At 38.4% G+C, this 13,844-nt stretch carries 15 protein-coding genes; 7 read left to right on the top strand and 8 right to left on the bottom strand.

Going from position 1 to position 13,844, the window contains the following annotated elements; genetic code table 11:
- Positions 1–55 precede the first annotated feature (55 nt).
- Together IEU90_RS00790 and IEU90_RS00785 are read left to right on the top strand one after the other, a co-directional pair.
- Positions 56–1,450, top strand: a complete 1,395-nt coding sequence (locus IEU90_RS00790) for a DHA2 family efflux MFS transporter permease subunit (protein ID WP_153709377.1) — start codon at positions 56–58, stop codon at positions 1,448–1,450.
- 140 nt (positions 1,451–1,590) lie between these two features.
- Complete coding sequence (locus tag IEU90_RS00785) at positions 1,591–1,911, top strand: carboxymuconolactone decarboxylase family protein (protein ID WP_102169277.1); 321 nt, start codon at positions 1,591–1,593, stop codon at positions 1,909–1,911.
- 89 nt (positions 1,912–2,000) lie between these two features.
- Here IEU90_RS00785 and IEU90_RS00780 read toward each other — a convergent pair whose 3' ends face one another.
- Positions 2,001–3,401, bottom strand: a complete 1,401-nt coding sequence (locus tag IEU90_RS00780; RefSeq protein WP_188357595.1) for an MDR family MFS transporter — start codon at positions 3,399–3,401, stop codon at positions 2,001–2,003.
- A gap of 57 nt (positions 3,402–3,458) precedes the next feature.
- On the bottom strand, positions 3,459–3,914 hold the full coding sequence (locus tag IEU90_RS00775) for a MarR family winged helix-turn-helix transcriptional regulator (protein WP_188357594.1): 456 nt from the start codon (positions 3,912–3,914) through the stop codon (positions 3,459–3,461).
- Positions 3,915–4,119: 205 nt separating this feature from the next.
- Here IEU90_RS00775 and IEU90_RS00770 point away from each other — a divergent pair, with 205 nt between their 5' ends.
- The gene (locus IEU90_RS00770; protein WP_153709380.1) at positions 4,120–5,142 is read left to right on the top strand and encodes a serine hydrolase domain-containing protein; all 1,023 of its coding nucleotides are present in this window, start codon (positions 4,120–4,122) and stop codon (positions 5,140–5,142) included.
- Between the two features lie 137 nt (positions 5,143–5,279).
- Here the strand turns inward: IEU90_RS00770 and IEU90_RS00765 are convergent, their stop codons facing one another.
- Together IEU90_RS00765 and IEU90_RS00760 are read right to left on the bottom strand one after the other, a co-directional pair.
- Complete coding sequence (locus tag IEU90_RS00765) at positions 5,280–5,954, bottom strand: NAD(P)H-binding protein (protein WP_153709381.1); 675 nt, start codon at positions 5,952–5,954, stop codon at positions 5,280–5,282.
- Positions 5,955–5,976: 22 nt separating this feature from the next.
- The gene (locus IEU90_RS00760; protein WP_153709382.1) at positions 5,977–6,612 is read right to left on the bottom strand and encodes a nitroreductase; all 636 of its coding nucleotides are present in this window, start codon (positions 6,610–6,612) and stop codon (positions 5,977–5,979) included.
- A 126-nt stretch (positions 6,613–6,738) separates the two neighbouring features.
- Between IEU90_RS00760 and IEU90_RS00755 the strand changes: the two genes are divergently transcribed.
- Positions 6,739–7,620, top strand: a complete 882-nt coding sequence (locus IEU90_RS00755) for a LysR family transcriptional regulator (RefSeq protein WP_188357593.1) — start codon at positions 6,739–6,741, stop codon at positions 7,618–7,620.
- Positions 7,621–7,696: 76 nt separating this feature from the next.
- On the opposite strand, the gene IEU90_RS00750 is transcribed toward IEU90_RS00755, so the two are convergent.
- From IEU90_RS00750 to IEU90_RS00740, 3 genes are all read right to left on the bottom strand, one after another.
- Complete coding sequence (locus IEU90_RS00750) at positions 7,697–8,005, bottom strand: hypothetical protein (protein ID WP_153709384.1); 309 nt, start codon at positions 8,003–8,005, stop codon at positions 7,697–7,699.
- 910 nt (positions 8,006–8,915) lie between these two features.
- Positions 8,916–9,491 carry a YdeI/OmpD-associated family protein gene (locus IEU90_RS00745; RefSeq protein WP_429247666.1) on the bottom strand — a complete coding sequence of 192 codons (576 nt, stop codon included), beginning with the start codon at positions 9,489–9,491 and terminating at the stop codon, positions 8,916–8,918.
- 27 nt (positions 9,492–9,518) lie between these two features.
- Positions 9,519–9,935: a winged helix-turn-helix transcriptional regulator gene (locus IEU90_RS00740; RefSeq protein ID WP_153709385.1), complete on the bottom strand. Its 417-nt coding sequence runs from the start codon at positions 9,933–9,935 to the stop codon at positions 9,519–9,521.
- Between the two features lie 136 nt (positions 9,936–10,071).
- Here IEU90_RS00740 and IEU90_RS00735 point away from each other — a divergent pair, with 136 nt between their 5' ends.
- The 3 genes from IEU90_RS00735 (at position 10,072) to IEU90_RS00725 (ending at position 12,646) form a co-directional block, all read left to right on the top strand.
- The gene (locus tag IEU90_RS00735; protein WP_153709386.1) at positions 10,072–10,722 is read left to right on the top strand and encodes a nitroreductase; all 651 of its coding nucleotides are present in this window, start codon (positions 10,072–10,074) and stop codon (positions 10,720–10,722) included.
- Between the two features lie 143 nt (positions 10,723–10,865).
- Positions 10,866–11,654 (top strand): SDR family NAD(P)-dependent oxidoreductase, encoded by a 789-nt coding sequence (locus IEU90_RS00730; RefSeq protein WP_188357591.1) that lies wholly within the window; start codon positions 10,866–10,868, stop codon positions 11,652–11,654.
- Between the two features lie 8 nt (positions 11,655–11,662).
- Entirely contained in the window at positions 11,663–12,646 is a 984-nt protein-coding gene (locus IEU90_RS00725; protein WP_188357590.1) for an AraC family transcriptional regulator, read from the top strand.
- An 86-nt stretch (positions 12,647–12,732) separates the two neighbouring features.
- Here the strand turns inward: IEU90_RS00725 and IEU90_RS00720 are convergent, their stop codons facing one another.
- Positions 12,733–13,833 carry a low temperature requirement protein A gene (locus IEU90_RS00720; protein WP_229723507.1) on the bottom strand — a complete coding sequence of 367 codons (1,101 nt, stop codon included), beginning with the start codon at positions 13,831–13,833 and terminating at the stop codon, positions 12,733–12,735.
- Positions 13,834–13,844: the final 11 nt, after the last annotated feature.

Here is a 13,844-nt window from a genome sequence, read left to right as displayed (position 1 = left end):
GCTGGATAAGGAAGCTAATTTCCTGTCCAGCTCTTTTTCTTTGAAAGGAGTTATTATGTCTCGTCAAAATAAGATTCTAATGGTGATTACCCTGCTTTGTGGGAGTTTCATCACTGCCTTTTCCGAAACTTTGCTTAATAATGGCCTGCCAACAATTATGGCTGAAGTTCACGTGAGCGAAATGACTGTTCAATGGCTTAGCACTGGTTACATGTTAGCCGCTGGAATCACCATGCCGCTCGCCGCCTATCTCACTAATTCGGTAAAATTAAGGACACTCTTTACCGCCACGATGACCATCTTTTTAGCGGGAACGGTTATTTCAGCATTTGCACCCAATTTTCCCCTACTATTGATTGGTCGACTAATTGAAGGAGTTGCAGTTGGCGTTAATATGCCGTTAATTCCTAATGTTCTTGCCTTGATTTTCTCGCCACGGCATCGAGGAACCGTAATGGGCCTTGCCGGAATTATTATTAACTTCGGACCGGCTGCCGGACCAACAGTTTCTGGAATTGTGGTTGATTACTTCAGTTGGCGAATGTTGTTTATTATTTTAATTCCGATCTGTATTCTCGTTCTGATTGCTACTCAATTATTCGTTAAAAACGTGATTCCATCCCAACCTTCTTCTATTGATGTTCTTTCCGTTTTAACTTCCATGGCGGGATTAGCAATATTGCTATATAGTCTAGGTCGCGTTGGCGAAACTGGACGATTAGACTGGCTAACTTTAGCTCTCCAGGTAGTCGGAATTGCTGTCATGATTTTCTTTGTTAAACGTCAACTCAAGCTTAAGAAGCCATTACTGGAAATGCGGGTCTTTAAGGCTCCTTCTTTCCGACTTGGCGCAATCCTGGCCCTCCTTAACACATCGTCCTTAATGGCAACTGAGCTAATGCTGCCACTCTTTAACCAGAACGTTCTAAAAGTCACACCAACTGTCTCCGGACTAATGCTAATCCCGAGTGCCCTTGTGATGATGGTGGCTTCACCGATCGCTGGACGGCTCTATGATCAAATTGGAATTAAGAAGGTCGCCTTTCTAGGTTTTGGGATCGGATTGCTAGCAACGATTCCAATGGCCTTCTACTCACCGACTACGAGTATATTTACCGTAACTGCCTTGTATGCATTACGTTGTGGAGGCCTTAACCTGGCATACTCACCAGTTAGCGTCTACGGTTTGAATGCTCTTTCCCAAGAATACGTTGTTTTCGGTAATACCCTGATGGTCAACATGAACCAAATTGCAGATGCCTTTGCTAATGCGATGGCTGCTACCTTGCAATCACTCGGCCAAAAACACGGCATCGCCCACAAGCTTTCAACATCAGTAGCGGCTCTCCAAGGCTTTCATTGGTCCTTTTGGTCGATCGCGGTTCTTAACATTATTGCCTTCTGTCTCTTGTTCAAACTTAAGAATCGTTCGACAGTTGAATTAAAGTAGTTAGAATTGCGTAGCCCGTTATGTATATGCGTTTAATTCACTTTTTGCATAGATAATTACTTAATATGAGTATTTCTTATTTTATTTCATCTAGTTTATAGTAAAGATAACTAAAGAGAACTTTGAAAGGAGTCTTTATCATGGCAAAAAAACAAACTGCTGGCCGCGATCAATTGGGTGATTTTGCCCCTAAATTTGCTGAATTAAACGATGATGTGCTATTTGGACAAGTATGGTCCCGAGAAAAGGAATTAAGTCCTCGTGATCGGAGTTTAATCACAGTTACCGCTTTAATCACTAAGGGTGCCTTTGAACAACTTCCTTACCATATGCAAACAGCAAAGAATAATGGGATTACAAAAGAAGAAATCGCAGAAGTTATTACTCAACTTGCCTTTTATGTTGGCTGGCCAAATGCCTGGTCAGCATTCAACGTTGCCAAGAAAGTTTGGGATGATTAATGTTTACAGACTGAGAATTAACTCAACAGAAAAACACCGAAAATCAGCTTGCCAGCCGATTTTCGGTGTTTTTCTCACTCTCTATGAAGTTACTGCTGTTTTGATTTCAACCAAAATGATAATACAAAACCGATTAAAGCAAAAATAAAGGAAGCTAAAAATGCGTATCGATACCCATAGTTAAGCTGCTCAGCCTGCAACAAATTGTTACCTGCTACGTGCTTACTACCAAAGGCAATAATCATCATTAATACTGCTGTTCCAAGTGAACCGGCAATCTGGCGAGCAGTCGATGCTGCAGCATTTCCATGAACATATAAGTCAATTGGTAACGCGTTAAGTCCTTCTGTGAACGTTGGCATCATTACAGTAGCAATTCCAATAATTCGGAAAGCATATGCTCCTGCAACAAGTAGCAAATTAGTCTCTGGAGTAAAAAATATCATCGGCATAGTCCCCAAAATAATAATAGCATAGCCGATTAATGAGAGTTTCTTAATACCGAATTTATCATATAGTCTTCCAGCAATCGGACCTGTTATTCCCTCCAAAATCGCTCCAGGTAAGAGCATCAGTCCAGCCTGAAATGCTGAAAGGCCATGAACTCGTTGTAAATATAGTGGTAAGACTAGCTCAACACTAAGTAATGCGATATTACTAATTGCACTTAAAATAGTCGTTAAATTAAAAGTATAATTCCTAAAAACGCTTAAATTCACCAATGGCTTTTCTAACTTTAATTGGCGCCAGCAGAAAAATACTAATACGACAAGCCCCATTATTGTAATAAAGCCATTTGTAAAATTAATTGTTCCCATATTGCCGATATCAGAGAAGCCATATAATAGCGCCCCAAAGCCAAGGCAAGATTCTACTACAGATAGCCAGTCAACTCTTTGTGTTCGATCAATCTTATTAACATTTTTAGCATTAAAAAGACTGATGACCAGTAGGATAATAGTTAAGGGAATTAAAATTCCAAATAACCATTTTAAACCTAAGTTATCAATGATCCATCCACCAACCGTTGGACCTAGAGCTGGACCAAATGCAATCACCAAGCCAATTATTCCCATAATAAAGCCTCGTTTTTCTTGAGGATAGAGTACGAGAACTACATTTTGAATTAAAGGAATCATTGCCCCGGCAGCGATCGCTTGAATTAATCGGCCAAGTAATAATAGCCAGAAATTACTTGCTAAGAAGCCGCAAGCTGAACCGAGTAAGAAAATCAGTAACAGGCTAATAAAAGTATGTTTAGTATTAAAACGGTGGAAAAACCATGCGGATAACGGAATCATTAATCCTGTCACAAGTTGGTAACCAGTGCTAACCCATTGCGCTATTGACTGGCTAACACTGTATTGATTAATAATTGTTGGTAAAGCATTGTTGAAAAATGTTTCAGTTAACATCATTATAAATGCTCCAAAGATTAATACTGCTACCATTTTTACTTTTTGCTTATTAGGTGTGTCAATTGTAATCATATGTTTTTTCTCCTTCTAAATGTAGCTAGCTACACTTTGATCTAAAAATAAAGCAGGTTATTGCAAATTATTAATCATCTGATGCAACACCTGCTGAAAAGTATCGTAATCTGACTTTTTAATATTATCTCGTAATCTTGATTCCATCTTCTTAGCTGGATCCCGGATTATCTTCAGATTTTCTTTCATAAATTGTTGTCCTTGAGTTGATAACATTAAAATAATTTGACGCCTGTCCTGATCACTTGTAGTTGTTTCAACTAAATTCAATGCAACCAATCGCCGAATTATTCCTCGCACAGTAGGGTGACTAATTTTGAACTTTAATTCAATCTCTTTTTGGGTTACCGTCTTTTGATGATCATATAAAAAGGCTAAAATTGAAATTTGGGTCCCTGTTAAGTTAATTCCATTGGCAACCAATTGGGCATTCATCTTTTTTTCAATCAAAATACTCAGAGTTTTGATTTGTGGTCCAATATAATCCTGTGTAAGTAGTTCTGTTGACTTCATTCTTTAGCATCCCCTCTCTCAATAACTGTAGCTTACTACATAATTTTGAATAATACAAGAAAAGCACATAATTTTACTCCATCCGTTTGGTTGCTTTTCTCTACTACTTATTTAAAATCCACCCTTTTTGATAGCGATTACTTTCCTTGCCCAATCAGTAAAACAAGTTCATACTAATAGTATCCTATTAGGCAAGGTGTCAATTATGAAAAAATTTAATTTATTTGCCCTTTTAATGCTTACTTCCCTAGCATTATTCTTGGCATCCGCACAACCAAAAATCAAAGCAGAGCCAGTTGATCGTCAGACCCAGAGTCAACTTCAAGACTACCTAAAATCACACCATATTAACGGCGTAATGTTGGTCAATGGTAAGGGAAGCAAGGCAGTCACGATAACAAATCGCGAAACCACCAATAAACGGGAAATTGTTACAGCAAACCAGCTCTTTCCAATTGCTTCTCTCCAAAAGATCATGACTGGAACCGCAATTTATCAATTAAAACAACAAAAACAGCTAACCTGGGATACCTCCTTGCACCGTTATTTCCCGCAAGTCGATGGTAGCGATGATATCACTATCCGTGAATTAATGAACCATACCAGCGGCCTCGTTAATAACGACCGTCCCCCATTTCCATTAAAGGGAGAAAAACAGCAAGTTGCTTATATGCTAAAACATTTGCGGAATAATCATGTTCATACCTGGGATTACCAAGACGTAGACTATGAGATGTTGGCAGCGATCATTAGCAAGCAAACCCACTTGAGTTACAATGCTTATATTCATAAAACCTTTACCAAACCTCTCCATCTCCACCAAATTAAAGACTTTTCGGAAGTTAAGCAGAAAGAGGTTTCGCAGCCAATGGATTTCGCTGTTGATTGGCACCGGGTAACCATTACGACTTCTTCAGATTTTGGGGCAGGCAATCTTTTTATGTCGCCTAATAATTACTGGAAGTTTGTATATAATGATGTTCTGAGTAACCCTAAAATGATCCCTGCATTTTACCAACAAGCCAAAAATCAGGAAGTCGCTTATTTTGGCGGAGTATATTTTGATGGCGATATTATCCGCGCTAATGGAAGTATCCCCGGCTACAACTGTTGCTTTGTCGCTAATTACAAGACAAAGAGAATGATAATGCTTTTTTCAAATAATATTGATTACCTAACCCTTAAATCAGCATCAGATGACATACTGCATAACTATATGGACGAATAATTAAAATAACGACTAAAAAATACCACCTGACAAACACAAATATTTGTCGGGTGGTATTTTCAATTACTCTCCTTTTAAAATTGACATTTAGTAATTTACTAAAAGTAATAGTATCATAATCGTATGCAATTAATCACTTACATTTCTGGATCAAAACCGTTTGCCATCATGACTTCGCGACGTGGGCGATCACCGTCAGAACCTGGCTTATCAACCCCGATCGAGTCACGAACGTCCTTCTCAGGACTGTTAATGAGACTAACCACATAAGCGGCCACACTCTTTCGCGAGATTTCAGTTCCTTTAAAGGCTTCGTCGTTATTATAGCTAGTTGTTTCGTAATCAACCTCATCATTATCAGTTAACCACGCTGGTCGAATAATCGTGTAATCCAGATCACTATCACTGATAATATCAGCGGCATCACGGTAAGTTTGTAAATAGCCAGGTAATGCCCGGGCATTCAATTCGCCAAACTTACCAGGAACTTCATCGTAAATTCCCAGTGAAGAAGTCCAAATCAGGCGCTTAACACCTAACTTATCCATTGCAGCAACTAGTTTTTTCGCTTGATCAACAACATTGCCAGCCAAACTTGCATAGACAATATCCTGTCCCTTGATTGCAACTTCGAGATCAGCGCTGCTAGTCGCATCCCCAACAATTACATTTTTATCTGTCAATTCTGGATCAAGTTTAGCCTTATTCCGTACAAACATCGTTAAATTAACATTTTCATCAGCCAAAAGCATCTTGTCAGCCCATTGAGCAATCCGACTGTTAGCACCAATAATTAAAATGTTCTTTGTCATAATAAAGACCTTCTTTCTTGAATTAATCCTTAATTGTCAAATATTGATCTAAGCTCATTCGTTCTGAACGGAACTTATTAATCTTGGCGTCTTTTGGATAGCCAAGCCCTATTCCCACGGCAAATAGGTAATCATCGCTAACCCCTAATACTTGGTGTAAATAACTTGGATTGAAAACAAACTCTTCAGCGGGAATTGAATCAATCCCCATATCTTTAGCTGCTAACATCAAAGTCTGACCAAAGGCGCCTAAATCATAAGTTGTCCATGGATTGATATTGCGTGGTAAAAGCAGGTAAGCAATTGCGGGGGCATTGAAAAGTTTTTCTGAATCGCGATACATATCATTTCCATCGGCACCCAAGAAATGATGAATACCACTAGACCATATCCGCAAGTTAGACTGACCTTGCTTTCCCATGCTTCCGCGGTGGAGGGATGGGAACTCAGAATGTTCTGCCCGTCCTGATTCATGGTATGATCGAATCTTTTCCAAACTATCGCCAGTCGCAATTACCACTTTCCAAGGCTGAGTATTGGCCCATGAAGGTGCTTTACCAGCAGTTTCAACAATTTTTTCAAGATCTTCTTTAGCAATTGGTTGGGACTTAAAATCACGAACTGAATGACGATTATTTACCGTATCAATAAATTCCATTTCTAATCCTCCATTCTTTCTTTAACGCATCTCTTACTTTATGTAAGTATAATAGTTCATGCTAAAAGAGAGCGGAAGTATTAAAATGTTATTAGCTAATAACTTTAGGTTAAAAGGATAATAGTAATGAATGACCAATTAACAACTTTCATCTCGGTAGCAGAAAATAAAAGCTTTAATAAGGCAGCTAATCAGCTGTTCATTTCTGCCCCTGCTGTCACTAAGCAGATCAACACTTTAGAGAAAAACATTCACGTCACCCTCTTTAATCGTACTCATAGCGGTGTTTCATTAACCCCAGCTGGTAAATCTTTCTATCAAGATGCAAAAAAATTAGTGGCAGCTTACACCCGATCCATTAGTCACGCCCAAGATTTAGCCGATGAAAAGCAAACACTAAAAATCGGTGTCGGCCCACTCGCAACTGGAGTCGGCACTAATAATCTATGGTTAGAAATTAGTCAAAAATACCCCCATATCACTTTTCAATTTATTCCCTGTTCATGCGCTTTAGGTAGTTTCAATGAATTTCTTGCGGGTATTAATAAAGACTTCGATTTAGTTTCGTCGGTGTATGACACTAACTTGCTACAGGCATATAACCTTGAGGCTACTGAATTAGACATTACCCCGTTAAAAATTTCCGTCCCGGTGCAGAATCCATTAAGTAATAATGAACGTCTAACCTTAAATGACTTAAAGGGACAGACCATTGCCCTAGCACCGCGAGGAGAATTTAATTGTTTTGACCAAGTAAGAGATGTGTTGGAAAAAGATCCAACTATTACGATTAAGGATATTAATAGCTTTGATATGCCGACTTTGAATTCATGCGTGGAAAATAATTGGCTGCTCTGCTCAGCTGAAGATTGGCAAACTGCCCACCCAATGCTCAAAGCTAAAACTGTTGGCTGGAACTTCACTGCCCCGTTCGGTTTAGTTTATGGAAAAAAGCATCGACAAGTTGTGGACACGATTGTTGATTTCGTGAACACAGTAATTCGTTAAAAATAAGGTTCCATTTACACTGTTTGTGTAGACGGAACCTTATTCTTTGTTATTTAAAGCTGATAGTCTGACTAGCCTAGCCATTTGGGGATTTTTTTCGGTAAAAAAACAAGATTAGTAATCCTATTACTATACATGCTACTGCTCCCGGCCATAGATCTGCCCGAATGATTAAAATAAACACGGCATATGAGATTAGTGCTATTCCTGCTAAGTAGCTATATTTTTTATTTAAGCAACTAATCAACCATAATATTGCACAAAGCAAGGAAGATGTGAAACCAATAACGCTTTTATTATATGTATCGTATACACAAGCAATAGAAAGTACTAATATTACAATTATATTCCACTTATTCTTCTTAATAAATTCTTCCATGATCATTATAGAATATACTCTTACCCCCTGAAATAAATTATAAGTAAACTAATGCAATTAAGAACAAAATCGCAGATACTAGCCACATGCTTGGAATTACTATAAAAAGTAATAATCCATAAAATATAAACCAGCTTAGCTAACACGAGTTGCGTCAATTGACCATTTAGTTTTAAAGCTCTTTCATTTTATCAAAAATTAGTATAAGTAAGCTATACCTATTATTTCCGTTAGCGGAACTTGGCTATTAAAATATTTCCACTAGTGCCACCTAATTTTTAGGGTTATTTCTATTAAATAATTCTTTTTACTGAAGTTCAGCTGAAACCAAAGCTGCGCCTAGTAGTAGAACACGTTACATTTAATGAAAAACTAGAAAAGTTATCGTTTGCGCTTATGTAGAAGAAGAAAAGATCCTCTCCAATGTTGCCAAACTTTTGATATCATTGATGATGTAATGAATGAACTTTTCAACAACTAGATAAAAAATAAGGAGGCATCCCCATGTTTGACGATATCTTAAAGTATAAAAAGTGGCCATTATGGAAGAGAATACTATACCTAATTCTAATGGCTTTACCTTTACCAATTAAATAATATTAGATTCATTCTCGCATTTTTCGCTGAATTTTCCTAAACATTCTATTAATTAAGATTCCTCGATTACATTTGATTAGTTGCTTTAACGCTTATTTAACATGTCGTCGTTATTCCGTAAGCGTCATCCTAATTTACACCTAATGCAAGGTCTAGGAATTTTAAGCAAGTGTCGATTAGCAGATAATAACATTTTTCACCACAAGCCCATATCTATACAAAACTCCCATCAGAATAGACACCGATAAATTAGATATTTCCGTGCCTGCTCTGATGGGAGCATATTATTGTTTACTTTTTTGCTGATGATGAAGACAAGTTATAATAACCGCCCATAATCATTCCATTCGCCAAACATCTTACCTTGCTCTGACTGATCGATTAATTTTGCTAGGCGTTTATCGAAGACAGCCCGATCTTTCTTTTTATCACGTTGGATACTATCAATTCGTACTCGCTGATAGAGTTTAGGAAATGATTGAAAGTTTTGCCAAGCTTGGGGATGATCATTAAAAGCCGCCTGAATATCCTTATCAATTTTAAATGAATCTTCGGACATATCTGGAAGTTCTTTACGTCCCGCATTAGTCATTAACCCTAATCGTTCGAGACGCCGACAACGCTCCTTATTTAGTTCTGACCACTGACTCCGTTTTGTACGAGGCGTAAATCGTTGCATATCAACCCCGTTAATCCGTTTATGGGTCGTATCAATCCAGCCAAAGCAAAGAACTTCTTCAACCGCATCTAAGTACCATAGCTGATTTTTCGGCTTATGCTTACCCTTTTTCGCTACCGTCCAACATTCAGATTTTTTATCATGGTTTTCCTCAAGCCATTGACGAAATTCTTCTCTAGTTGTGACATCTAAAATATTTTTCGGCTCCAAAAACATTCATCCCTTTAACTATTTGATTGCTCTTTATCTGATATTACTAAAGCGTTCCGAATTTATTAACCAGCGATTTTTAGGAACGGCAATATTGAACCGTTCGTGAATATACGCTGGATTACTTTTTTGCAAGTAGTCCTTTCCCCACTTATTCAGGGCATAAATAACTGGTCGCAGGCTCGCACCAAGGTTACTTAAACTATACTCCACGCACGGTGGCACCTCTGGATAAACATGTCGGTTGACTAACCCATCAGCTGCCATTTCCTTTAGGCTTTGTGTTAACATTTTTTGACTGATTCCCATTACGCTTCGCTTTAAATCGCTATAACGTTTAGGACCCGCAAGTAAATCCCGCATGATTAAAATTTTCCATTTACTACTTAATAAAGAAATCGTAACAGCGCACGGACAAATTTTATTAACATTACTTAGTGCGTCATTCATAAAATCTCTCCCTATCTCCCAATGAATCATTATTCCTACTTTTTAGTAACTATCCCACTTTAAAGTCGGTACTTACTAATTATTAGTTCCAACTATATAATAACACTCGACATTAACATAACGGAGGATTTTTATTATGGAATTTACAGAAACAGTCTTTAATCGTCACGCCACCCGCCATTTTACAAATCAGCAGTTAGGACAGGAGCAACTCATCTCAATCATCAATGTCGCCAAGCAGGCACCGTCCTGGGCAAATGATCAACCTTGGAAGGTAGTCATTGCTACGGGAAAAACACTTGATAAAATTAAAGAATCTCATTTCAATGCATCTAATCATAACCTACCAGCACACTCTGCTATTTCACCCCTTCATCGCACCGCAATGGGCTTGCAAGGACAAAAGAATGCCGCAAACCAGTCAAAAAGGCTCGCCTCTTTCCTTGGCGCACAAGAAAAGCAAGTGATTGATAATTCAGCGCATTTATTTAACGCAGCAGCAATTGTCTACCTCCTAGTACCAAAGGAGACCTCTTTCTGGTCAGCGTACGATCTCGGCGCCTTTGGACAAACATTAATGCTAGCAGCTAAAGATCAGAGAATTGATTCAATGCCTGCCTTTGAGTTTGTTAAGTATCCCAATAACTTATACTCAATCCTTAAAGTTAATGATGATTACCAGTTTGCCATCGGGATTGGTTTGGGGTATCAGGACAAAGATGCATTAATTAACCATTTTCGCTCAACACGGATGGATCCGACAGAGTTCTTAACAATTAGAAATTAAACGTTGGGGTTACTTTTTCTCTATTTCTAGTGTCGGCACATGTTAACATTAGATTGGCACCATTTGACGTTAAAATAACGTTCCTTACCTCATATAATAATGACAACATCAAACGAAAGATAACATTTGAGGAGGAAGTTATTATGTCAAACAAAACTGCTTTAATTACTGGTGCAACTGGTGGTCTTGGTAAAGAATTTGTCCGCATTCATGCAGAAAAAGGCGGCGACCTCGTCCTCGTTGGCCGAAATCCACAAAAGCTTGAACAGCTTCAACACGATGTCCAAAACAAATACCACGTTAAGGTAACAACGATTGCCGTTGATTTTACTGAATTTAATGCTGCGGAACAAATCTTTGGTGAATTGCAAAAAGCTAACATCCGAGTTGATTACCTAATTAACAACGCCGGACTTGGTGGACAAGGAACGTTCCTTGAGCGAACAATGGAACAGGACATCAACATGGCAAAAGTTAATATGATTGTTCCAACTAAATTAATGAAACTAATTCTTCCACAAATGGTAAAGCGTGGTAGTGGACGAGTACTTAATGTTTCATCTTTGGCCGCCTTAGTCCCTGGACCACTCCAAGCAGAATATTACGCAACAAAGGCCTACCTGACTTCCCTTAGTGATGCACTCTGGTACGAGTTAAAGGATACTGGAGTAACGTTAACCACTCTAATGCCCGGCGCCATGGAAACCGGCTTTGCTAAGGCGGGTGACTTAACTAATACCAAGATGTTTGCCAATGCCGTCAGTCCGAAAAAGGTTGCCGAGGAAGGCTATCAAGCGATGCTCAATGGTAAAATGAACGTATATACTGGTCTTCGCGGTTGGCAACAACCATTTGCTAGTATGATGCCAATGATGCCGAAAAAGGCAATGATGCGCTTTGTTGCAGATCAGCAATCAAATAACAAGAAATAGGTGATTGAGTGGAAAAATTTATTATTGATGGTCGGTATGGGCAATTACTGGCTGCTAACGGCGTTCAACCGCAAGAGGTTTTAACAAAAGCCAAACTACCAGTAGATACATTCGCACATGAGCGCCTAAGGCTAAGCGAATCTGAATATTTCGCCATGATTTCGGCAATTAACGATGTAACAGATGACCCCCTGCTCCCAACGAAACTTGTTGCCAGCGACCATATTGAAACATTTTCACCACCAATTTTTGCCGCTTATTGTAGTAAAAATGGCGAACAGTTCTTACAACGGCTTGCTCACTATAAGGCATTAATTTGTCCTGTTACATACCAAATAAAGCGAGAAAGAAAAATAACAACGGTTGCTCTTGTTACCTCAAACATCCATGAACCATTACCACCATTTTTTGTCAAAGGCGAGTTTGCGTTTATGGTTCAACTTCTTACAAAAGCTACAAAGGAAGTAATTAAACCACGCAAAATCACAACAACATTTAGTGAAAAGGATATTAGTATTCAGGATTACTTCGGCTTGAACTTTACTCTTGATACTAGCAATACCATTACTTTTAGCAATAGTGATCTACAAATACCGTTTGTCAGCGAAAATACTTCGATCCTTGAATATCTAGAGCCAGAATTAAAAAAGCGGCTTGCTGATTTGGATATCGATGATTCGTATGGTAAACGCGTTCGCAATGTCCTTGTTGAAATATTACCACGTGGTGAATTTTCAATTGAAGATGTTGCTCGGGCATTGGGAATTAGCAAACGAACCCTGCAAAGAAAGTTAAAAGGAGAAAACACTAATTTCCAACAACAATTGAATGCTACCCGTGAAATGTTAGCAAAAAATTACCTGCTAAACACCTCAATGACAACCGATGACATTGCTTTCTTATTAGCATATCAAGAAACTAATTCATTTTTGCGGGCATTTAATACTTGGACCGGTCTGAGTGTCCAAAAGTATCGCGAACAGCACAATTAGGCGCCTGACAAAAATTTAAACAAGATTATAAACGGGATATAGAATTTGACTTTACCAAATTCTATATCCCATTCTTTAATCTTTAACTATTTCCTTACTCGGCTTATCTTTAATAACCACAGAAATTCGCTAATCCCACAAAGAGCAAAACCAATCACTAAGCCAAAGTTACTTTGCATTCCATAAAATGAAATTCCCGTACCGATTAGGAAGATCATCAACATCACGCAATAATCTTTTAACTGTAATTTAACATCACGATGGTTATAAACGCCATTTGCCACAAGACATATATAGTATCCCAAAATACTGATCGACAATAATAGCCACAAATTCATCCGTGACACCTCTGATTCGGCAAGATAATCAAGCCCTGCCGTCATCGAAAGAAGAGCAATCACCATGAATACGTGAGAATACATTAGGACGAAACCGCGTGAACGCTGGTGGTGATTAATCAGCAGCTCGTCCTGAATAATATATGCACCAAACATTGTCACTAGTAGTACAAAAATTAATGCAGGAAACGGCTGAATTATCGAACCCTTGAAGTAGCGCGTAATATTAACTAACGATTCACCAAAAGTAATGATAATAATCAAGCCGAGCCGTTCTACTAAGTGCGGAAAATTCACGTTCTCTGGAACAAATTGTTTATACACAACTAATGGCATTAAAAAGCCAATCAAGCCACCTAATACACACAGGAAAATGCCGTAGTGATACCCGATTAGTAATCCACTTAATACAGCAATCAATTCTAATATTAAGGTTACTGCAAAGGCCCGGACATCATGATCGCGCATCGGCTGTTTCTCAGAGCCACAGAGGTACTGCCAAATTAAACCAGCAACTATTAGTACCACTGCCGAATTAAAAGTTCCAAATGTGACTGAACATTCAGTGTTGATATTATTAGCAAGATAGGTCATTGCATACATACTGATTAGCAAACCAATTGTATCAATGATGCGACTTTTGCCGAAGCGATTAATATATAATGCCTGATAAAGCCAAATCTGCATTACCATAATAACAACAAAAACAAATTCAATGTAATTAAATAGCGGAATCCCACCTGCAACGGGATGATGAATCATTGCGGTGATTTTAGAAATTGCATAGACAAAAATCAGGTCATAAAATAGTTCCAACATTGAAACCCGTTTAGCGATGATTTTTTGCAAAACGCTCCCCT

Origin of the sequence: Limosilactobacillus caviae (assembly GCF_014635905.1) — a bacterium.
In the GTDB taxonomy this organism is placed as follows: domain Bacteria; phylum Bacillota; class Bacilli; order Lactobacillales; family Lactobacillaceae; genus Limosilactobacillus; species Limosilactobacillus caviae.
The sequence above is the reverse complement of the archived record's forward strand: the minus strand, read 5'-3'. Positions and strand labels throughout refer to the sequence as shown.